This is a genomic window from Planococcus dechangensis, from assembly GCF_042654465.1.
Classification (GTDB): domain Bacteria; phylum Bacillota; class Bacilli; order Bacillales_A; family Planococcaceae; genus Planococcus; species Planococcus dechangensis.
The window spans coordinates 371,301-392,773 of the sequence record NZ_JBHSGL010000005.1; the positions used below are offsets into that span (position 1 = coordinate 371,301).

Consider the following 21,473-nt stretch of genomic DNA (forward strand, 5'->3'; position numbering starts at 1 on the left):
GAAAATTCTGCAGGGGTTTTTATATTATTTCGTAAAAGTTCGGATCAAGCGACCTGCTGGCAATTTAGACGCCAACTTGTTCCCTGAACCCGCTAATTTCCTCAGCGTATTCAACAAATCTTCATCTCCCGCCCAGTGTTCTGTGACGACTTCTTGGGGCAGTTTGTTCAGTATCGTATTGATGATGAACACCGCTACAATGACGTCATCAAGATAGCCGCCTGGACCCACTAATATTTCCGGCAAGACATCGATTGGGGCGACAAAATAAAGTAAGCCTCCTCCCACTAAAGCCTTGCTTTTCTTATCGATACGGCTATCAAGCATCAAACGGGTCAGGAGGTGAAACAAATCCGGTGCCAATAATGCGAATTGCCCTGCTGAGTCCAATGTAGATGATTTTGATTCCATATATTGCTGCGCTTGTAAGCGTAGTTTTTGGTAGGTGTCCCGCTGTTGCTGCTCACTTGGCATCTCCATATTTCCTGTATGTTCACTCATCATTCAAGCACCCCTATCTGAAATTAAAATACAAGTGTAACGTTTGTTGCTACCCGTTCTTTGTCGGAAGCTCCATCGTAAACAGTAAATTCAACATGTTGATTCGGCGCGAAGCGGCGAAAACCGTCTTCATTGATGTTGATGGTTTCAAAATAGAACAATTCGCCAGTGTCGCCTTCGATATAGCCAAAGCCTTTATCATCATTAAATTCTTTTACTTTTCCTTGCATGAGTATATCCCCCTCTATAAGTCAGTAGCAATCTAATTAAGATATACCCGGATAACAAGCACTCGTAAACAACAGATGAACGTTTTCATTGAAGACACAAAAAAAAGAGCTGCCGGAACCGGCAGCTCTTTGGAGAATTAAAGTTTAGTTACGTTAGTAGCTTGAGGTCCGCGGTTGCCTTCCTCTACTTCAAATTCTACGCGTTGTCCTTCGTCAAGCGTTTTAAAGCCGTCGCCTTGGATCGCTGAGAAGTGAACGAATACGTCGTCTCCGCCTTCAACTTCGATGAAGCCGAAACCTTTTTCTGAGTTAAACCATTTTACTGTACCTTCTTGCATGTTAAATTACCTCCTGTGGTAAAAAAAATATTTTCAATATGCGAACTTCCCATTAAAAAATTCACATATTCCCAAAAGTACCATCAATTGCTGATCACTTTTGGGAATATGTGAATAGCTGTAGTGGGTGTTCATATCTTGAATTTCCTTTATTATAGCAAATTGACTATAAAAGTCAAACAAATCTAAAAACTTTCTGAATTTTTTTCAAACTTTGTTTTCTTGTCCTATGTGAAAATCCTTATTTGTATTGTGCCAAATTTTTGGGAATTTGTAAAGCGTTTTTGGCGCTTCCCAAAGGTCCGCAAGTTTGTATTGGCCACTGTCTTCACGTAAAATAAGTGATAGAGAATGCACAAGATGAAACTTTTCACCGTGCAGTACGTATAGTTTAGTAGCCGTTAAGGAGGTCTACAGCATGAAGCCCATTAAGCCGATCGAAAACTTTATCAAAAGACAATCGATCAGCCTCCCTCTCATGTCCGCCATGTTTCCGATTTTGTATATAGGTGCCGAAATCGGGTTACTCGCTTCAGGTGTAGTTGCTGCTGGAACGTATATCGCCAGCAATACCTCGATAAAACAATATCAATTATCGAGCGATTCCAAACAGCTCGGCATGACGCGCAGCGAATACAAGAGCATCCGCGTGCAAATTAAGGAAGGCAAAGAGAAAATCAAAGTTTTGCAAAGCCAATACTATAAAGTGCGCTCCATTTCTTCATTTAAGCAATTGATGGACATGGTCAAAATCGCCAATAAAATAATGCTTATCGTACAGCAAAATCCGCGAAAATTCTATTTGGCGGAACCATTCTTCTACTCTCACCTTGATTCGGCCATCGAGCTGACCGAGAAATACAGCTTGCTAGTCGGCCAGCCGATCAAAGACATGGAAATGCGCATAGCGCTTCAAGAAACTCGGGACATGCTGCGTTCTTTGCAGCACGTCATGGAAGCAGACTTGAAACGGGTGCTCTCGACTGATGTCGAACAATTGCGCATGGAACTCGATTACGCACGGCTCTCTGTTGATCAGCATCATGCGCGTACATTAAATGAACAAAAGCAAATCGAATTCAAAGGAGACCTGGACAATGACCAACAATCAGACAAGAAATGAGTTGGATGAACTTCTTGGCTCGCCCTTCGGCATGGAAGAAAGCTCGAAAGAAACACAATTGACGCAGCAAGACGGGCGCCCTGTTGCATTATTGGACCGCTTGACGACGGAAGAACAAGAAAAAGCCCGCGCACTCGCTAAACAGATCCCAACCGGCAACCGTGAGGCGATTCTCACATACGGCGCAAATGCGCAGAATCAATTAAGCCAGTTTTCCCATAAGATGCTCGACCACGTCCAGCAAAAAGATATCGGTCCTGTCGGCGATGTCTTGCACGACCTGATGAAAAAGCTCGAACAGCTGAATCCGGAAGAACTGACGCAGAAAAAGCAAAAAGGGCTGCGCAAGGTGTTCAACCGCGCGAAATTCTCAGTGCAGGAAATGATGAGCAAATACCAAAAATTAAGCACGCAAGTCGACCGCATCAGCATCCAGCTGGACCATTCCAAGCGCGGCCTGCTCGAAGACGTACAGATGCTCGAACAATTGTATGACCAAAACAAAACTTATTTTCAAGCCTTGAACGTCTATATCGCAGCCGCCGAAATTAAACGCGACGAAATCATGAATGAAACGATTCCGGCCTTGCGCAAGAAAGCCGAAGCTTCCAATGATCAAATGGCCTATCAGGAAGTCAACGACATGGTCCAGTATGTCGACCGTCTGGAAAAACGGCTATACGACTTGCAATTGTCTCGCCAAATCACTATCCAAAGCGCACCACAAATCCGTATGATCCAGCAAACAAACCAAACCTTGGCAGAAAAGATCCAGTCATCGATCATGACCTCCATTCCATTATGGAAAAACCAAATTGCGATCGCCTTGACCTTGAACAAGCAAATGAAAGCTGTAGAGGCACAAAAGCAAGTAACGTCCACAACGAACGAACTGCTATTGAAAAACTCCGAAATGCTGAAGATGAATTCAATTGAAACGGCGAAAGAAAATGAACGCGGCATCGTCGAGATCGAAACATTGAAACAGACGCAGGAAAACTTGCTGGAGACGATCGAAGAAACCTTGAAGATCCAGGCGGAAGGCCGCCGCAACCGCAAAGCGGCAGAGCTCGAAATCGGCCGCATGGAAGAAGACCTGAAGCAACGGCTGCTCGCCATCCACGATGGCCATGAGAATAATTGATCAAAACCCCTTCGCAACAATTGCGAAGGGGTTTTTCATGCTTTCGATTATGAGGCTTGGATGACCAAATGCAAAGTCCGTTTTAATAAACGCATCGTCTGGTCAACGAATTGCTCCAACGAGTCGGCGCTGACCGACTTGTTGCCGTAGAGCATCCGGTAAAAAGCGGCTTGTTCTTCGCTGGTGGCCTCCCCGCTAAGAAACAAGTGCATCACTTCAATTCCCATCTTCTCCGTTTCAGCAACAGCCTGTGCGGTATCGACTACCCCGTTATCCGCGTAATTATAAGCAGAGGGCTCACCATCCGAAAATACCAACATAAAACGGTGTTTTTCCGGGCGCAGCCTGATGCGGTCCGCCATCCAGCGAATGGCGAAACCATCCCGATTGTCTTCATGGGCATCGAGCGACAAAATTTGTTCGGCATGGTCAGCCGTCCCGTCGGAAAATTTATGGAGCCATTCAAAATAATTAGGCTGCATATTGTCACCGGCCTCGTAGGCATCTTCATAGAACAACGCAATTTCATGAGGAACGCCGAGCGCTCTCAGTACGTCATGGAACAACAACACGGCTTGTTTTGTCTCATCGAGCTTATCGACCATAGAAGCGGAGCCGTCAATCAACAGAGTAAATACTGCGTCGAGTTGTTTGGAAGGAGCGGTTTTTCGGTAAAAAGGCTTCGGACGCTCATCTGTGACAAGCGGCAGCAGCTTTTTGGACAAGCGGCCGGCATGAAGATTCGTCCGGACGCTTTCCTCACGCTGGCGCATGCGCTTTTGCATTTCCTTCAGCAACGCCCGGACATATGGTGCCTGCTCGGTGCGCCACTGAAGTAATTGCTGGCGGTCTAGCGCTAAGGGCTCGATGCGCGATTCGTAATAGACGACACCGTCATTAGCAGAGCCGAAACGACCATAAGCTTTTTTCGGCCTGCGATCTTCTTTCCGGCGTTCTTCGGCATCATTGCCTTCACGGTGCTCGCCTTTAGAATTGCCGGTGCCGGTTTGTTCAACTTCACCCGCCCCCTCGTCTTCACGCCCACCGTCAGCAAGCTTGGAATCTCCCCGCTCGAGTTCATATTCGAGCGCAGCCGCATCATCCAGCTGCGTCTCGCGATGCCATGACTGAAACCATTCTTCGATAGTATCGATTTCGTCTTCCGGTTCTGACTGATCTGCTTCGATGCCCTCATGATAGCGGGGCGGCGGCATTTTGTCGGCCGCTTCACCAAAGGTATAATACGTATGCAGTGAATCGGTTTCCAGCAAGTACTCCAATCGCGGCAGGATTTTAGCGACAGTGTGGGCGGAATCCGCAGTCGATTGGGCACTGTACAATTCCGTCCACATTAAGAACAGGCCATCTAAATCCTCAGTTACCGACACGTCTTTTCCCCTCAGCTTCAAATACGCAGCATTGATGAACGCATCGGCCCAAAAGCCTTTTTGGCTGTTTTGCTTTAATTGATCCCCGTGAAAGCCGCTGACGATTCGCTCCCTTAATTGAAATGCCATTTGGGTTCCAGGCCGCTCCGCTACTACCTGTTCGCTTAAACGAAATTCTTCTGCGAGCAGCAATAGCTGGTTTGCGAGTTCGGGTAATGAGGTGTGGAGTGATTGAAAATCTCGCCACGCCGGCAAATGAAAATGACGCCAAAATCCTGCACTCATCAAATAAATATCCGACAAATAGCCGAGCTGTTCGGCCTCTTTTGACCGGTGACGCCAGAAAACACTCATCGATACGGCGCCTTCCGATGGACGGAATTCCCATAATTTCCGAGTTGTAACACGTAAATAAGGGGCATAGGACAACGCCCTTGCCAATTGTTCCATACGGTTTAAGAGGCGTGTATCGACAGTTTCATTATTAAACTGAATAAAACGATTGATTGAAGTCATCGCGCGTCCCTACTTTCGCCAGGTGTTTGCCAAATCCATCAGTAAATGACGCTCGTTTTGATCGTCGAGCTTTTCAGCAATCGCATAGCGGACAGCGCGCAAGGGATCGATGTGAAGCGCCAATGCGGTGGCGTCCAATAAACTGCGGATTGATGCTGCTTCTTCAGACAGCAAGCCATTTTCCACTTGCTTCATCAAATCCTCAGCCAAGTTCAACATAAATGCCTTTAGCGATGCATCCGCCTCAGGAAATTCACGGTCCCACAATACCGTCAGCTGTTGTCCGGACAAATAGGGAATCGGATAGGCAATAAAACGATTCTTCAACGCTTCGTTCATCGGTGCAGTGCCGATATAGCCTTCATTGATGGCCGCAATAGCAGAAAAGTCCGCATGCGCTTCGATCACTTCTCCAGTGAATGGATTGGTCATCATGCGCCGATGATCGAGCACACTGTGAAGAATTGGCAAGGTTTCTGCCTTCGCCATATTGATTTCATCAATATACAAAATATGCCCTTTCTTCATGGCAGTGACCACGGGGCCTTCAACAAATTCGATGGCACTTTGGCCATCCCGCTGCACCAATGTTTTAAAACCGAGCAATGCTTCAGCATCCAGATCCACTGAGCAGTTGATGCTTTGTATTGGCTGTTGGAACACACTGGAAATGCTTTCTGCGAGCTTTGTCTTGCCTGCACCGGTCGGCCCTTTTAGCAGGACCGGTTTTTTCAAGACAACTGCGGTCAGAATATCCGTCCACATCGTTTCATCCGGCGCGATATAGCCGCCCGTGCCTATCAGGCGCCCATCTTCACCATGCGTTCTAGACGTCCGGTTTTTAATTTCTGTTTCAATGATCGTCATATGCGTCTCTCCCGTCTCCAAAGAAAAAACCGATGAGTTCCATCGGTTTTAAATAATCATTCGAAATATGTTTTGTAATAGCCGCCGACTTTTCCTGTATTGTCTACGACAAAAAGGAACTCCTCAGTTTCGTTTTTCACATCGTATTGCTGTCCAGGCGTCAAAACATTCGACACGAGAAATTTCTCAGCATCGGTATGTTTGCACATTACTGTGCGGACGGTTTCTTTTTCGAGCCAATCGGTATGTATCATCGGGCTTCATCCTTTGCTGTTTGTTTACTTATAGTATCAGTATAAGGAAAATGGCAAGAGAATTCAAACTTGCCCTCCCTTTTTACTTTTCCTGAAAAAATTCAGGTATATTACAAGCGCAATAATTACAGCGATCGACAACACGGTCAAAAACCCTTGCAAATGACCGAGAATAGCTTCATACGCGTAAGGGAAACTCCGGCCGAGGCTGAAGTATGTCAAGGTCCATACGAAACCAGCAGGCAGGGCGAACAGCAAATAACGCGGAATCGGAAAGCGGTCTGCACCAACGACATACGGCATCGCCCAGCGGATTCCTGGTAAAAAGAAACTGAACGCGATCGCCCAACTTCCCTTTTCCGCTAAAAAGCGGTGGAATCGTTTGACGCCATTGCCAAGAAATGTGGTTTTCAACCATTCAATCAAACGACTGCCGAATTTGCGCCCCAGACTATAGGCGAACAGATTGCTCGTTATGAGACCTGCGTATGCTGAAAGAAATGCAGGCACTGGCTGGAAATAACTGACCTCTGTTAAAACGCCTGAAAAAGCCGCTGCAAACTCATTCGGAATCGGCAAGCCAAACAACAATAGCCAATTCACTAAAAACATACTTAAGTATCCATATTCTTTCGCCAAATCCCAAAGCAAATCCAACGGCATTCCAATCCCTCGTCTCTTTGGTATAGTATGGCATAAAAAAAGGCAGCTCCGCAACGGAGCTGCCTTTACATATCAAAAGCTATGGGGTGATGGATGGTTCTTAAGATTCGAGCAATAGGTCTTCAGGATTTTCGATCAATTCTTTGACCATCTTCAAGAAGCCGACAGAGTCGCTTCCGTCGATAACGCGGTGGTCATAAGAAAGTGCAACGTACATCATCGGGCGGATTTCAACTGCATCGCCAATAGCGACAGGGCGCTTTTGGATTGTATGCATGCCAAGAATCCCGACTTGTGTGCCATTCAAAATAGGCGTTGACAATAAGGAGCCGAATACGCCGCCATTTGTAATGGTGAACGATCCGCCAGTCATATCGCCGATAGACAATTTCTTGTCGCGGGCTTTCGTCGCCAATTCGCCGATGGACGCTTCGATTTCTGCAAAGTTCTTCTTGTCTGTATCACGGACAATCGGCACGACTAGCCCTTCTTCAGTCGATACAGCAATTCCTACATCATAAAACTGCTTCAATAGCACATCCGTGCCATCCAGTTCAGCGTTGACGTATGGGTACTTTTTCAATGCAGCAGTAACCGCTTTTGTGAAGAAAGACATAAATCCAAGTTTGACGTCATGGTCTGACTGGAATTTGTCTTTCTTACGCTTGCGCAGTTCCATTACATTGGTCATGTCGATTTCGTTGAATGTCGTCAACATGGCAGTCGATTGCTTGACTTCAAGCAAACGCTTCGCGATTGTTTGGCGGCGTCTCGTCATTTTTTCACGGACAACTCTTCCGCTTTCTTCGTCTGAAGAAGGGGCAGCCGATGCCGATGCTTTTGGCGCTTCTTGTTTAGCAGGAGCTGCTGCAGGTTTTGAACCATGTGCTTCTACGTCTTGGACGCGAACGCGGCCCATAGGGTCAACCGGTGTAATGGCAGCTAGATCGATGCCTTTTTCGCGCGCCAATTTACGTGCTGCCGGGCTTGCGATTGTGCGGTCGCCGCTTGCAGTTTCTTCTTCTTGAGTCGGAGCAGCAGCCTGATCTGCAGGTGCTTCTTGTTTTTCTGGCGCTTCTTGTGCCGGTGCTTGTTCTTTTGGAGCAGATGCTGCCGCTTCGCCAGAACCTTCGCCGACTGTTGCGATTACTTGGCCTACTTCAACCGTATCGCCTTCTTCAGCAAGCAATTCCTGAACAACGCCCGCTTCTTCTGAAATGACTTCAACGTTGACTTTATCTGTTTCCAGTTCAACGATGAATTCACCTTTTTCTACTGTATCGCCTGGCTTTTTAAGCCACTGGGCGATTGTTCCTTCTGTAATCGATTCTGCTAATTCGGGTACTTTGATTTCTGCCACTACTAATTCCTCCTCAAAAATTCATCGTTACGCTTTGGCTAATGCCTCGTCGATGATGCGTGCCTGTTCGACTTTATGTGATTCACCGTCACCCTCCGCAGGGCTTTGACGCTTGACGCGGCCGTAATATTCCACTTCTTTGCCGTCCGCAATCTCACGGAGATATGGGTCAGCAAATGACCACGAGCCCATGTTCTCCGGCTCTTCTTGTACCCATGCCAATTCTTTTGCATTCGGGTAACGGTCGATGATCGCTTTGATTTTTTCTTGCGGGAATGGATACAATTGCTCAACGCGAACAATATGCGCCCATTCAAACCCTTTGCCGTCTTTGACGCGTTCAGCCAGGTCGATTGCCATTTTTCCGCTGGCAAAAAGGATACGTTTCACTTTTTTTACATCCTGTCCCATACCCGGCTGCTCGATCACTGTCTCGAATTTGCCTTCAGCAAGTTGATCGACTTCGGCACCGACGAGCGGATGGCGCAGCAAGGATTTTGGAGAGACGATGATCAACGGGCGAATCGCTTCTTCTCCTAACATTTTTGCTTGGCGGCGAAGAATGTGGAAGTAGTTTGCGGCACTCGACAAGTTTGCGACTGTCCAGTTGTTTTCACCCGCCATTTGTAAGTAGCGTTCCAGGCGTGCACTCGAGTGCTCCGGTCCTTGTCCTTCATAGCCGTGAGGCAACAACATGACAAGACCTGATTTTTGTCCCCATTTCGAACGACCAGACGAAATGAATTGGTCGAACATCACTTGTGCCATATTCGCGAAATCGCCATATTGTGCTTCCCAGATGACTAAGGCTTTATCATTTTCTACATTGTAACCATATTCAAACCCAAGAATCGACGCTTCGCTAAGCGGGCTGTTGTAGACCACAAATGATGCTTTAGCATCGGAAAGATGATGAAGCGGGACGAGTTCGTTGCCGTTTTTCTCATCGTGCAAGACGAGGTGGCGATGAGCGAATGTCCCACGCTGTGCATCCTGTCCTGTCAGGCGGACTGGGTTGCCATCTTGCAAAATGGCACCGAATGCCAATGTTTCAGCATGCGCCCAATCGATCTTGCCTTTTCCTTTAAATGGCTCTTCGCGGCGTTTAAGGATGCGCGCCAATTTGCCAAACGCCGAGAAATCTTCCGGCCATGACAAGAGCTCTTTATTCATCTTATGAAGCGCTTCTGTTCCTACACCTGTTTCGATTTCCGGGAAACCGTTGACGACTGCTTCCGGAATTTCCGGTTTGGCATGATCAGCGGATTTGTTTTCTTTTACTTTATCGTATGCTTCCTGCATCAGCTTTTGCACATCTGCATCGAGCTTTTTAACTTCGTCTTCAGTTAGTACGCTTTCAGATGACAATTGTTTGCCGTATAGTTCACGGACGGTGTCGTGTTTATGGACCCCGTGATACATCATCGGGTTTGTCACCAATGGTTCATCCATTTCATTGTGGCCATAGCGGCGGTAGCCGACCAAGTCGACCAATACATCTTTCCCGAACTTCTCACGGTACTCGAACGCCAAGCGTGCGACTGCCACCACTGCTTCCGGATCATCCGCATTCACGTGGAATACAGGCACTTCGAAGCCTTTTGCCGGATCGGATGAATAATGAGTCGACCGTGAATCATATTGTTCTGTTGTAAAGCCAATCAAGTTATTGGCGATAATGTGGATAGAACCGCCTGTTTGATAGCCTTTAATGCGGCTGTAGTTCAAGGTTTCCGTCACGACGCCTTGCCCTGGGAATGCAGCATCCCCGTGGACCAAAATAGCATATGCCTTTTTCGGATCTTGAGGTGCCAAACCGTTTTGCGCCGTATTCTCTTGCGCCGCACGTGTTTGACCTGTAACGATCGGGCTTACCACTTCAAGGTGGGATGGATTATAGGCAAGCTTAATCTTCGTTCCGCCTTTGGAATGGTGTGTTGCGCCCATATGGTATTTCACATCGCCGAACCAGCCTTTAGTGATTTCCAGTGAACCATCTTTAGGCAAGAAGGCTTCATCCCCGACATGGGCAAATCCAGCAAACATCATTTCATATGGCTTGTTGAGAACATGCGTCAGCACATTCAAACGGCCGCGGTGGGCCATGCCGATCATAATGTTTTCCGTGCCTGCCGATTCCGACATGCGGACCAATTCATCCATCAAGACGACCAAGGAATCGACGCCTTCGATAGAAAAACGTTTTTGGCCGACAAAAGTACGGTGAACGAACTTCTCGAAACCTTCCACACGCGTCAGCAAGTCCAACACTTGCTTTTTCTTATCCGTATCAAGCTTTGGTTTCATTTCGCCAGCTTCAATTTTTGACTGCAGCCAGCTGCGCTCTTGCGGCTGGATGACGTGTGCGAATTCGTACGCAATTTTGTCTGTGTATAAAGACTTCAAGTAATTGATCGCATCAAGCCCGTTTTTCACTTCAGCAGGCGCATTCTCCAACAACAAAGAAACAGGGACATCTTTCAAATCTGCTTCAGTCAAGCCATGTTTTGAAATATCGAGTCTTTCCATATCGCGCGGCTGGTCTTGCAGCGGATAAATATCCGATGCCAAATGGCCGTGTGCGCGAATTGCTTCTGCCAATTGAATTGCCGCCAATACTTTCTCGAAGCGGTTCGGTTCAACAGCAACACCCGGCTCGGCGCTAGTCTGCACTTGCACTTCCGCTTGTTCCGATGGGGGGCCGTATTGCTCGAACAGCTCAGCGAATTCAGGGTCGATCAATTCAGGTGACTGTTGATACAGGTCGTACATCTCCATAACATAACCCAAGTTGGGGCCAGTGATGGAACTCCAGGGGGAATTTGTGTCTGGTTGATTGGTTGACATTGAATAACCTCCAACTATTTGCCTTATGGCATTCACTTTTATTTATAGGTCTTTCCTATTTTAGCACGCCCGCCGCTTGACTTAAAGCGACAGGGCTGTAGCGGTACTGAACGAATTTCCATATCAATCTTACTACTTCCACCAAAAAAAACAATGCTTTTCATTTAAAAGATTCCGTTAAGATGAATTGAAGCGCTTACATGCTCTCAAGGTCGCAGAATTTGTTCTTTTTAATGGCAGAAGCTTATTTTTCTTCGTGAAAACAGACTAAGCCGCCACCTTGTTTTTTCGCTTCGTAAAGCGCATGATCGGCTTTTTTGATCAAGGTGTCAAATCCTGCTCCATCATCCGGATAAACTGCACTGCCGATTGAGCAGGTCGGAGAAAATTGATGACCATCTATAACCCAGCCTTTTTTCAGCGTTTCCTGTATACGCTGAATAATGCCGTCGATTTGTTTACGGCTGTTGGACGGGGAAATTCCCGGCAGCAGAATCAAAAATTCATCCCCGCCAATGCGGGCTGCTACATCCCGCCTGCGTATGCTGCGTTCAAGCGCACGAGCAAATTGATGAATAAATTCATCCCCGGTCTCATGGCCATACAGATCGTTGACTTGTTTAAAATTATCGCCATCTATGTACAGTACAGCGATTTGTTCGCTTGTCTTGATGCTTTCTTTGGTCATATCCTTGAAATGCTTAACCATCATTCGGCGGTTCGGCAAATTCGTCAACGGATCGTGATAAGCCATATGATGCAATTGTTCTTCCATCACTTTGCGGTCTGTAATATCGAATAAAATGGAAAGTACTTGGTAAATACGGCCCTCTACATCCATCAGCGGGATGATGGTTGCATCCACCCAAAATGGCTGTCCATTTTTGTTGATGCTCCGAAGTGAGCCTCTCCAAATTTCTCCTTTGTTCAAGACTCTTTGGAGATGGATAAGCTCTTGTTCCGTTAACATGGAGCGGCCAATCGTTGTGATATTCATGCCAATCAATTCGCTGCTTTCAAAACCCGTTAATTTTTTGAAATTATTATTGGCAAATTCAATCATACCGGAGATATCCCAGATGAGTACAAGCGCTGCGTAATTCAGTGCATCTTTGTAGCTTTCCAGAATATTCTCTGTCCGTTTCAGCTCATGCTTCAAAAGCAGTTCATTTGTCAGCTCACGAAATACGACATGGAACGCCCGCACGATGCCGTCTTCTTTGATCAATGAATAGCTGGCTGAAAATCGCGCTTCCCGCCCGTCACTCTTGATGCGTTTTAAAAAAATCGAACTTGTTTGATGAGTTAGAGTGCTGTCTTCGAGCAATAGTTTTCCGGTTTCAAAGAATTTTTTCTTATCCTGTGGGATGTTTTCGTAATTACGCCCGATCCATTCGCACTTGTGCACGCCAAACGTCTTCTCATATGCCGGGTTCATATCCAATATCGTAAAATCCGCTGATATCATCAGCATCGGATCGACCGAGTTCTGGACAAGCGACTGATAGAACAAATAATCCTCTTCGATTTTCTTTTGGGAGGTGACATCTCGCGTAACCGCCAAGACAAATTGGTCGCCCTCGTGGACCATTGGCGTCAATTCGGTTTCCATAGCCGTGCCGCGGTCAGAAAACAGGCTGTAGTCGCGGTAAAGGTGACGGCGATTGCGTTTAATCGCAATGCGGTATTGTTTATGGATCTCCATCATCAAGTCTTTTGGCATCGATTGTTCGACTGTCGTCCCCGCCAAATCCACCCTGAATATCTCTTTGCAAACCGGGTTGACCCACACGTAAACAAAGCCTGTTCCCTGCTGCTTCATAAAATACACAGGGTCGGCCGCTTTTCCATACAGCATATCCAATTGTTCGTTAGTAAAAGGTCCGGACATCCCATCCACCGCTTTCCATCAAATCAATTCTGCTGTAGCATCACTTATTTTTTCAATAAACTTGTCATAAGACAATTGCTCTGTGTATTTTTCCAAAAGTTTGAGTTCGCTATTTTCCAAGCCTTCGTTAAGGTCGAAGCGATATGCTGCCAAATAAGTCGCGTTGCCGCTTAGCTTTAGTTCATAGTTGCCGTCTATTATCTTTACCGTACAGTTAACCATACCACCGGGATTGTATACGGAAACGTTTCCGAATGGCATTAGTCCAGCCAAACAGCTGACAAGCGCCGAGGCGGTCATCGCTGTGCCGCATGCGTCGGTAAAACCGACGCCCCGTTCGTACGTGCGTACAAAGATACCTTCTTTAATCGGTGTCACATAACTTAAATTGACGCCGTCTGAAAAATACGGATTGTCGCTGTTGAAATAAGCTGCCCATTTTTCTTGATGGCCTGCATTGCGTTGCAAATCACGTCCGACGATGCCGATCAAATGCGGGTTCGGTACCGCCACTGCCGTAAACGGAATACTAGCATCAACAAAAGGCAAAGGTTTTTGCTGCCACTCGGCATGATGTTCGTATACCATTGGCAAATCTTTCAGTTGAAATGACACTGGTGAAATTTCAACACCATACATTTTTACGCCGGCATCAATTTCCGATTCTTTTTGAACAGTCAAATCCGCTTTCATCGTCTCGATAACCGCATGGTCGACGCCATCCCGCTCGCACACAAAGCGCGCTACGCAGCGCAGCCCGTTTCCGCACATGGATGCTTCAGAGCCATCGGTGTTGAAGACGCGCATTTTAGCGGCACAGCGCTTAGAAGGCGAAACCGTCAATAAACCGTCGATTTGGCCATCCAATTGCGACAATCGGCGTGTCAGTTCCGCAAAATCCTCTCGGTCTTCCCCTTCGTAAAGGAAAAATGTGTTCATAGAGCCGTGTACTTTCATCAGTTCCATATGGTCCACCCCTTCAGTCGAGTTTATTTCGTATGAGCTGCAACAAGCTTCGCCATTTCGTAGGCGGTTTTCGGCGGCTCAGCTTCAGTCATTGCCAGAATCATTTGTTGTTCTTCTTGCACCAAGTGCTCGATCGCTTTTAAGAAGCTTTGGGCGTTCAATTGCTCTTCTTCAAGGACATGGGCAAAGCCTTGTTTTTCGAATAAATTGGCGTTTAATATTTGATCGCCCCGGCTTTTCAGCTTGGACAATGGAATAAGCAGCATCGGTTTCTTCAACGCAAGAAACTCGAAAATCGAGTTGGACCCTGCTCGTGATACGACCAAATCAGTCAAATGCAATAAATGGGACAATTCATGCGTCACGTATTCAAATTGGCTGTATTGCGGATGCCCCGCTAAACTTTCATCAATATTGCCTTTCCCGCATAAATGGATGATGTTGAATTGTTCCGTCAAGACGTCCAAGTTTTCCCGGACAGCTTCATTGATCGGCGCCGCACCTTGGCTTCCGCCCATGACCATCAATACTTTGTAGGTATTGTCGAAATGACAAAGCTCCCTGCCGCTCGCAGCCGACCCGTCAAGCAATTCACTACGGATAACGGAACCTGTGCAAGTTGATTTTTCTTTCGGCACGTGACGCAAAGTTTCTTTGAAAACAGTGAAAATATGATCGGCAAATGGCAGCGCCAATTTGTTGGCGAGCCCTGGCGTTACATCGGATTCATGGATGATCACAGGAACACCCATCAAACGTCCGGCCATCGCCACCGGAACCGAAACAAAACCGCCCTTGGAAAAAATCGCGACCGGCTTGACTTTACGGATGATGTTCATTGCCTGGATGAGCCCTGCACCGACACGGAATGGATCACTGAAATTCTTCATGGAAAAATAGCGGCGTAGCTTGCCGCTCGAAATGGCATGGTAAGGGATTTCTGGATAAGAATCCCGAATCAGTTCATTTTCAATTCCAATTTTTGAACCGATATATTCAACGCGATACCCTAATTTCTCAAGTTCTGGAATGATGGCTTGGTTTAATGAAACATGGCCGGCTGTACCGCCGCCTGTCAAAATGATCGTTTTTGTCTTCATCTGTTGTCCTACTCTCCTATATGTACGTGCTCGTGTAGAAATCACTTCGCATCGTTTCTATGATATACTCGTTTTATTTGGTAGTTAGTGTATTGGGAGGAAATGAATATGTATGAAACCGCAACGACTAAAGAAAAAATGACACTTCTTATGAAAATCGTCTTACCGATTCTCATCACACAAGTCGCTATGTATATGGTGACTTTTTTCGATATTTACATGACCGCCCGCTACGGGACCGAGGATCTTGCCGGCGTGTCGATCGGATCCTCTTTTTGGGTTCCAGTCTATATCGGACTTGCCGGCATCCTCATGTCCATTACTCCAATTGTAGCACAATTGATGGGAGCCAAGAAAAAAGAAGGTGTCAAAGATGCCGTCCAGCAAGGGGTTTATTTGGCCATTGTGCTAGCAGCAATCGTTTTCGGTTTCTTCTTTTTCGGCATTGATTGGCTGCTCGGATTCATGAGCCTCGACCCGGCCGTCAGTGATGTCGCAAGCCGCTACATCTTCGCGATGAGCCTCGGCCTCGTTCCGCTCTTTGTCTATAACGCATTGCGCTCTTATATCGATGCACTCGGCGCAACGCGTGTGACGATGTTTATCACGCTTTTGTCTGCACCGATCAATGTGTTTTTCAACTACTTGTTGATATTCGGAAACTTCGGCTTTCCGGAACTTGGGGGACCGGGAGCGGGCATGGCTTCTGCGATCACTTATTGGCTTGTACTGGCAATTGCCGCCTTCATCATCCATACGAATGAGCCGTTCAAATCGTTCGATATTTTCCGCAAATGGCCGCGGGTTTCTTTGAAACGGTGGAAAGAAATATCCGGTATCGGCGTGCCGATCGGCATTTCCATCTTCGCGGAAACAAGCATTTTTTCCGCCGTTACGTTTATGATGGCCATCTACGGGACCATCACGATCGCCGCCCACCAGATTGCATTGAATTTCGCTTCCCTTCTGTACATGCTGCCACTCAGCATTTCGATGGGGGCAACAATTCTCGTCGGTTTTGAAATTGGCGCTAAACGCACTAGAGACGCCAAAATGTACAGCTGGCTAGGGGTTGCTGCTGCAGTCACTTTGAGCGTCATTTCTTCCGGGATCTTGTATTTTCTTCGCGAGCCGATTGCTGCACTTTACTCATCCGATCCAGCAGTCATTGAATTGGCGGTCCAATTCCTCATCTTCGCTGCGCTGTTCCAGGTATCGGACGCTGTCCAAGCTCCGGTACAAGGTGCATTGCGCGGCTATAAAGATGTCAATATCACATTTGTCATGGCGCTCATTTCCTACTGGGTCATCGGGTTGCCTTCGGGTTATTTGTTCGCCACTTTCACCGATCTCGGGCCCTTCGGCTATTGGGTCGGGCTCATCGTCGGATTGACTGCCGGCGCCATCACATTATCGATTCGTCTATTGCTGATACAAAAAAAACTTGCCGCTCAATGAGCGGCAAGTTTTTTGTATAGTTCGATCAATGCTGTTTTTTCGTCTTCGCTTAATTCCGATTCCTCGATCCGCCGGTACGCCAGCTGGAGCTTTTCCTCGACAGATTTGCGGAGACGCGGATGCGTCAATTCATCGTTCAATTCAATCCGCACACTGTTCTCCAGTTCTGCATCAGTGGTGATCCGCTGGACGGCTTGTCGGTTCGGCCACAGGCGTTTGTATGCATCAATAATCATGGAAAGACCAGCTCTTCCAGGTTTTCGCCGATCAATACGATCTGGTTGCGCAGCTTCATGTATTCGGGGAGCCATTGCACCATGCCATATGCATACTGGAATGAATGTGGATAGCTATGGCCCGCAAGTGTGACATAACCCTTGATCCGGTATACGGTATCCGGTAAGTCACGCAGCCACTCCTCAAATACTTCCCGCTCGACAGGACGGTCGAACGCAACGATTTTCGTTTGCAGCTTGAGTTTTGAGATTGGAGCTTGTGCGACCGTTCCCCGCGACTGGTGGTTCATGCTTTCCAGTAATTGAAACGGCACTTTCGCATGCACTGTCTGCACAATTCTCGCCGATGGATTCAACTGCTGGATTTCAAAAATCACTTGGCTTTGTTCGGAATCACTCAACAAGTCCGATTTATTTGCCAATAGCAAATCCGCATGACGAATCTGCTCGAGAAATAAGGAACGGACCTGCGGCGGTAATTGCTGGCGTTCCATAAACCGTTTGCTGTCCGCGACGGTGACGATGCCGCGGAAGTTCAAGCGCTCCGCAAATAACGGTGAGAAAATCGCATCGAGCGCTTCTATGGGATGCGCTGCTCCTGTTGTTTCAATCAACAGTACATCAAACTCTTCTTCTGCCAACAATGTTTGGATTTGGGCTTCGGATTTTTCAGATCCGCTGCAGCAAATGCAGCCATCCAAAATTTCCTTCAGCGGCACCCCGTCGCCGACTTCTTCCGAATCGAAATTCATCGATCCAAGTTCATTCATGAAAACGGCCGGTTTCAATCCTTTATCCTTTAGTTCCGTAATCATTTTTTTCAATAAGCTCGTTTTCCCGCTTCCGAGAAATCCGCTGAACAAGTATACATCTACCATCAACTCATCCTCCCTATTACATGAAAAGGCCCGCCAGCAGCGGACCTTCCATACAAATTATTCTTCAGTTTCGGTCTCATCTTCTTCAGCCGCATCTTCTTCAGTTGCTTCTTCAGACGCAAGTCCTGCTTGTTCCATAATGATACTTGTCGCTTCTTGGAGCTGCGGATCTTCGGTATTGATCTTCTCACGCAGTGCATCCATAACGGCGTAGGTGCTGTCTTCAGTCAACACGCCATTGGCTTCGAGGTCATTATCTTCCTGGAACTCGATCACTGCCTGTTCCATCTGTTCTTCAAAGACGCCATCGACTTCGCCGACATCATACCCAAGCGCTTCTAGCATTTTTTCAGCTGTTTGCACTTGTTCGGAAATGCTGCCGTCTTTCAACTCCACCGACGCATCCAAAAATGGAAGAGATGCGTATTCCGGATAAGCCACTTCCTCGTCTGGCTGAATGCCTTCCTCATGGATCCAATTGCCGTCTGGCGTCAGCCATTTAGCAGTTGTGAACTTCAGATTCGAACCGTCTGCAAGATCATTTGCCGTTTGGACCGTTCCCTTGCCGAAGGTTTTTTCACCGACCAAAGTAATGCCGGCGGATTCGCTCATGGCACCAGCTAAAATTTCGGATGCCGATGCGCTGCCTCCATCAATTAACAAGGTGACCGGGATATCCAATTTTTCGCCGCCTGTCGCTAAATACACTTCAGGCTCTGCGCCTTTAGCTTGCACTTCAAACATCTCTTCGCCTTCATCAATAAAGAGGTTGGAAATATCAAGCGCCGTATTCAACAAGCCGCCTGGATTTTGACGTACATCGAGAACAGCTGCTTCCATACCTTGTTCTTCCATTTCAGCAATGGCTTCAAGCAACTCATTATAGGTATCTTCCGAGAAGCTTGTAATGTTGATATGGGCAACTTTGTCATTAACCATTTCCGCATATACGGTTTCAATCGGAATTTCATCGCGGACGATGGTGATTTCGATTGGGTCTGCCGCTTCCCCGCGTTGAATCGTCAAAGTCACTTCTGTTCCTTTTTCACCGCGTATCAGCATAACCGCTTCAGTTGTGGAAAAACCTTGTATGCTTTCGCCGTCCACTTCCAGGATTTGATCATTTGGCAGCACACCCGCTTTTTCGGCCGGAGAATTTTTAATTGGAGACACAACAGTGACAAAACCGTTGCGCTCTTGCACTTCCGCTCCGATGCCTTGGAAGCTGGAGGAAATGCCTTCCATGAATTGGGCTGCCTCATTTTCGTCCATATAGTCCGAATAAGGGTCCCCAAGAGCATCCACCATGCCGTTGATGGCACCGTTGATCAATTCATCCTGCTCTACATCTTCAAAATACTCATTTTGAATCTGGTCATAAGCAGAATACAATTTCTGGAATTCAACACGCTCCGGCGTATTCACTTCCACTGCCCGATCATCCCCGAAGGTCAACGCAAAAACGGTGAGTCCCACCGTTGCAATGATCAAGGAGAAAACAAGCATAATAAAATAAAAAGTCTTCATTCGAATAAAATGCGGCTTCGGCTCTTCCGCTGTTTGCGGTTCGGGCTGTTGCTCCTCGCCTGGTCGCTTGTCGTCCATACTCGTTCACCACTTTCTTCATCACCTAACTGCAAACATTTGAATGCGAGCAGTCCACTAGTCCAGGGTTAAAATAAAAAGACTGCCTGGACAGTCTTTTCTTTATTATTAATCTTGGATCGCTGCATCCAATGCGACAACGATCATATCGTTGAACGTCGTTTGGCGCTCTTCTGCAGAAGTCACTTCGCCAGTCAGAAGATGGTCGCTGACGGTCAAAATCGACAAGGCTTTGCGCCCGAATTTCGCAGCTAGCGTATACAATGCGGAAGACTCCATTTCAAGACCGAGAATTCCGTACTGCGCCCATTTTTCATGCTCAGCATGTTCATTATAGAACACATCTTCAGTGAATACATTGCCGACACGCAAGTTCAAGCCTTTTTCTTTGCCGGCTGCATAGGCTTTTTGCAATAGATCGAAATCTGCAATCGGAGCATACGTGATGCCATTGAAAATGATGTCGTTCATTTTGGAATCCGTAGAAGCTGCCTGCGCCAAAATGACGTCGCGCACTTTTACGTCTTGGTGGATCGAACCGCATGTACCGACGCGGATCAGTTTTTGCACATCGTATTCCTGCATCAATTCTGTTACATAGATGGAAATGGACGGAACACCCATCCCGGTTCCCTGGACTGAAATGCGCTTGCCTTTGTATGTACCGGTATATCCGAACATATTGCGCACTTCATTGTACAAAGTAACATCCTCTAAGAACGTTTCTGCGATGTATTTCGCGCGCAGCGGATCTCCTGGAAGTAGAATAGTATCGGCGATATCGCCTTTTTTAGCATTAATGTGGACACTCATCATAAAACCTCACTTTATTTTAGTCGATTTAATCATACTGTTTTTTTTCGCCGAGTGCAATGAAGACCCTCAACCTGCCTCGTATTCTTGCCACATTCGGTCAAAAGTGGAAGCCGTCAGGACAGGATGCGCCTTTTCTTCAATGTACAGGGAGAGTTCCTGGAAATCGCTGCTGGTCTTCGGAAAACTATGGTCCAGAAACATCATGTCCGCAAACCGCGAATACTCGTCTTGTTCGAGCTTTCCGCGGTATTTCAGCGCAAATTGATAAAACGCGCGCTCCATCATCGATTCCTCCTTGAAGAACAAAAAGCCCGGACCGAAGTCCAGGCTTCCATCCTATTCAAATAATTTCATATACTCGCTATATCCCTGTTGTTCGAGCTGGTCTTTCGGCACAAAACGCAGCGCTGCAGAATTAATGCAATAACGCAAGCCGCCCATTTCAGATGGCCCGTCCGGGAACAAATGCCCGAGATGTGAATCGGCAGAAGCTGAACGCACTTCGGTCCGTCTCATGCCATGGCTTGTATCGAAGTTTTCTTTCACTTCTTCAGAAGCAATCGGTTTGGCAAAACTTGGCCATCCGCAATGCGCATCGAATTTGTCGAGCGAACTGAACAATGGCGTGCCGGAGACGATATCGACGTAAATGCCTTCTTCGAAATGCTGGTCGTATTCACCTTGGAATGGCGGCTCCGTGCCATTTTCTTGGGTTACGTGGTATTGCATCGGTGTCAATTTGCCTTTTAGCTCTTCTTTCATGATTCATCCCCCCAATGTGTCTGGATAAATGACTTGCGCCCTGAACCCGTTGCGTAGCGGTTATAATGAGCCGGATTTTTTTGGTAATAATCTTGGTGATAGGTTTCTGCCGGATAAAAAGGCTTTGCCTCCAAGATTTCGGTGGCGATCGGCTTGTCGAACTTGCCCGACTGCTGCAATTGTTGTTTGGATTGTTCAGCTGCTAAGCGTTGTTGTTCAGAATGAACATATATCGCCGTTTTATAAGAATCTCCTCGGTCGAAAAATTGGCCGCCGGGATCGGTCGGGTCGATCTGTGACCAATACACATCGAGCAATTTTTCATACGGGTAAATATCCGGCTGAAACGTGATTTCAACGGCTTCACGGTGTCCTGTCAAATTGGTGCAAACTTGCTCATATGTCGGGTTCGGCAAATCGCCGCCCGTATAGCCGCTGACAACCGCTTCAATGCCATCAAGTGAATCAAACGGTTTGACCATGCACCAAAAACAGCCGCCTGCGAATGTCGCTTTTTCAGTTTTCATCGT

Annotated in this window: 22 protein-coding genes; 3 read left to right on the forward strand and 19 right to left on the reverse strand. The window is 47.1% G+C overall.

Annotation, left to right across the window (positions count from 1 at the left end; all coding sequences use genetic code 11):
* Nucleotides 1-24: 24 nt before the first annotated feature.
* The 3 genes from ACFO5U_RS04915 to ACFO5U_RS04925 all read right to left on the reverse strand — a co-directional run bounded on the left by ACFO5U_RS04915 (nucleotide 25) and on the right by ACFO5U_RS04925 (nucleotide 1,069).
* Nucleotides 25-504: a YkvA family protein gene (locus tag ACFO5U_RS04915; protein WP_377277203.1), complete on the reverse strand. Its 480-nt coding sequence runs from the start codon at nucleotides 502-504 to the stop codon at nucleotides 25-27.
* A gap of 20 nt (nucleotides 505-524) precedes the next feature.
* Nucleotides 525-731: a cold-shock protein gene (locus tag ACFO5U_RS04920; protein WP_377277205.1), complete on the reverse strand. Its 207-nt coding sequence runs from the start codon at nucleotides 729-731 to the stop codon at nucleotides 525-527.
* Nucleotides 732-868: 137 nt separating this feature from the next.
* A complete protein-coding gene (locus tag ACFO5U_RS04925) occupies nucleotides 869-1,069 on the reverse strand; it encodes a cold-shock protein (RefSeq protein ID WP_215105290.1) in 201 nt (66 codons plus the stop codon).
* Nucleotides 1,070-1,487: 418 nt separating this feature from the next.
* Between ACFO5U_RS04925 and ACFO5U_RS04930 the strand changes: the two genes are divergently transcribed.
* Nucleotides 1,488-2,192, forward strand: coding sequence for a 5-bromo-4-chloroindolyl phosphate hydrolysis family protein (locus ACFO5U_RS04930; RefSeq protein WP_377277207.1), 705 nt, complete (start codon nucleotides 1,488-1,490; stop codon nucleotides 2,190-2,192).
* The gene (locus ACFO5U_RS04935) at nucleotides 2,167-3,336 is read left to right on the forward strand and encodes a toxic anion resistance protein (protein ID WP_377277209.1); all 1,170 of its coding nucleotides are present in this window, start codon (nucleotides 2,167-2,169) and stop codon (nucleotides 3,334-3,336) included. The genes ACFO5U_RS04930 and ACFO5U_RS04935 overlap by 26 nt, the downstream gene beginning before the upstream one ends.
* 47 nt (nucleotides 3,337-3,383) lie before the next feature.
* Here the strand turns inward: ACFO5U_RS04935 and ACFO5U_RS04940 are convergent, their stop codons facing one another.
* The 9 genes from ACFO5U_RS04940 to ACFO5U_RS04980 all read right to left on the reverse strand — a co-directional run bounded on the left by ACFO5U_RS04940 (nucleotide 3,384) and on the right by ACFO5U_RS04980 (nucleotide 15,188).
* Nucleotides 3,384-5,240, reverse strand: coding sequence for a nitric oxide reductase activation protein NorD (locus ACFO5U_RS04940; RefSeq protein ID WP_377277211.1), 1,857 nt, complete (start codon nucleotides 5,238-5,240; stop codon nucleotides 3,384-3,386).
* Nucleotides 5,241-5,249: 9 nt separating this feature from the next.
* Nucleotides 5,250-6,107, reverse strand: coding sequence for an ATP-binding protein (locus ACFO5U_RS04945; protein ID WP_377277213.1), 858 nt, complete (start codon nucleotides 6,105-6,107; stop codon nucleotides 5,250-5,252).
* 56 nt (nucleotides 6,108-6,163) lie between these two features.
* Nucleotides 6,164-6,361, reverse strand: coding sequence for a DUF6501 family protein (locus ACFO5U_RS04950; RefSeq protein WP_377277215.1), 198 nt, complete (start codon nucleotides 6,359-6,361; stop codon nucleotides 6,164-6,166).
* Nucleotides 6,362-6,424: 63 nt separating this feature from the next.
* The gene (locus tag ACFO5U_RS04955; protein ID WP_377277217.1) at nucleotides 6,425-7,024 is read right to left on the reverse strand and encodes a DedA family protein; all 600 of its coding nucleotides are present in this window, start codon (nucleotides 7,022-7,024) and stop codon (nucleotides 6,425-6,427) included.
* A 100-nt stretch (nucleotides 7,025-7,124) separates the two neighbouring features.
* Complete coding sequence (gene odhB / locus ACFO5U_RS04960; RefSeq protein ID WP_377277218.1) at nucleotides 7,125-8,384, reverse strand: 2-oxoglutarate dehydrogenase complex dihydrolipoyllysine-residue succinyltransferase; 1,260 nt, start codon at nucleotides 8,382-8,384, stop codon at nucleotides 7,125-7,127.
* Nucleotides 8,385-8,411: 27 nt separating this feature from the next.
* Nucleotides 8,412-11,231 (reverse strand): 2-oxoglutarate dehydrogenase E1 component, encoded by a 2,820-nt coding sequence (locus ACFO5U_RS04965; RefSeq protein WP_377277219.1) that lies wholly within the window; start codon nucleotides 11,229-11,231, stop codon nucleotides 8,412-8,414.
* 244 nt (nucleotides 11,232-11,475) lie between these two features.
* Nucleotides 11,476-13,122 (reverse strand): diguanylate cyclase domain-containing protein, encoded by a 1,647-nt coding sequence (locus tag ACFO5U_RS04970; protein WP_377277221.1) that lies wholly within the window; start codon nucleotides 13,120-13,122, stop codon nucleotides 11,476-11,478.
* 18 nt (nucleotides 13,123-13,140) lie between these two features.
* Entirely contained in the window at nucleotides 13,141-14,088 is a 948-nt protein-coding gene (gene dapF / locus ACFO5U_RS04975) for a diaminopimelate epimerase (RefSeq protein WP_377277223.1), read from the reverse strand.
* Nucleotides 14,089-14,111: 23 nt separating this feature from the next.
* Nucleotides 14,112-15,188 (reverse strand): undecaprenyldiphospho-muramoylpentapeptide beta-N-acetylglucosaminyltransferase, encoded by a 1,077-nt coding sequence (locus ACFO5U_RS04980; RefSeq protein WP_377277225.1) that lies wholly within the window; start codon nucleotides 15,186-15,188, stop codon nucleotides 14,112-14,114.
* Nucleotides 15,189-15,296: 108 nt separating this feature from the next.
* Here ACFO5U_RS04980 and ACFO5U_RS04985 point away from each other — a divergent pair, with 108 nt between their 5' ends.
* Complete coding sequence (locus tag ACFO5U_RS04985; RefSeq protein ID WP_377277227.1) at nucleotides 15,297-16,646, forward strand: MATE family efflux transporter; 1,350 nt, start codon at nucleotides 15,297-15,299, stop codon at nucleotides 16,644-16,646.
* Here ACFO5U_RS04985 and ACFO5U_RS04990 read toward each other — a convergent pair.
* The 7 genes from ACFO5U_RS04990 to msrA all read right to left on the reverse strand — a co-directional run bounded on the left by ACFO5U_RS04990 (nucleotide 16,640) and on the right by msrA (nucleotide 21,470).
* Nucleotides 16,640-16,882, reverse strand: a complete 243-nt coding sequence (locus ACFO5U_RS04990; RefSeq protein ID WP_377277229.1) for a hypothetical protein — start codon at nucleotides 16,880-16,882, stop codon at nucleotides 16,640-16,642. The genes ACFO5U_RS04985 and ACFO5U_RS04990 overlap by 7 nt on opposite strands.
* Nucleotides 16,879-17,760, reverse strand: a complete 882-nt coding sequence (locus ACFO5U_RS04995) for a CobW family GTP-binding protein (RefSeq protein ID WP_377277231.1) — start codon at nucleotides 17,758-17,760, stop codon at nucleotides 16,879-16,881. The genes ACFO5U_RS04990 and ACFO5U_RS04995 overlap by 4 nt, the downstream gene beginning before the upstream one ends.
* 57 nt (nucleotides 17,761-17,817) lie before the next feature.
* Nucleotides 17,818-19,365, reverse strand: a complete 1,548-nt coding sequence (locus ACFO5U_RS05000; protein ID WP_377277233.1) for a lmo1851 family serine protease — start codon at nucleotides 19,363-19,365, stop codon at nucleotides 17,818-17,820.
* A gap of 108 nt (nucleotides 19,366-19,473) precedes the next feature.
* Nucleotides 19,474-20,178 carry a purine-nucleoside phosphorylase gene (gene deoD / locus ACFO5U_RS05005; RefSeq protein WP_377277235.1) on the reverse strand — a complete coding sequence of 235 codons (705 nt, stop codon included), beginning with the start codon at nucleotides 20,176-20,178 and terminating at the stop codon, nucleotides 19,474-19,476.
* A gap of 69 nt (nucleotides 20,179-20,247) precedes the next feature.
* Entirely contained in the window at nucleotides 20,248-20,466 is a 219-nt protein-coding gene (locus ACFO5U_RS05010) for a YozE family protein (RefSeq protein WP_377277237.1), read from the reverse strand.
* Between the two features lie 51 nt (nucleotides 20,467-20,517).
* The gene (msrB, locus tag ACFO5U_RS05015; protein ID WP_377277239.1) at nucleotides 20,518-20,943 is read right to left on the reverse strand and encodes a peptide-methionine (R)-S-oxide reductase MsrB; all 426 of its coding nucleotides are present in this window, start codon (nucleotides 20,941-20,943) and stop codon (nucleotides 20,518-20,520) included.
* On the reverse strand, nucleotides 20,940-21,470 hold the full coding sequence (gene msrA, locus ACFO5U_RS05020) for a peptide-methionine (S)-S-oxide reductase MsrA (RefSeq protein WP_377277241.1): 531 nt from the start codon (nucleotides 21,468-21,470) through the stop codon (nucleotides 20,940-20,942). Before msrA ends, msrB begins: the two co-directional genes overlap by 4 nt.
* Between the last annotated feature and the right edge of the window lie 3 nt (nucleotides 21,471-21,473).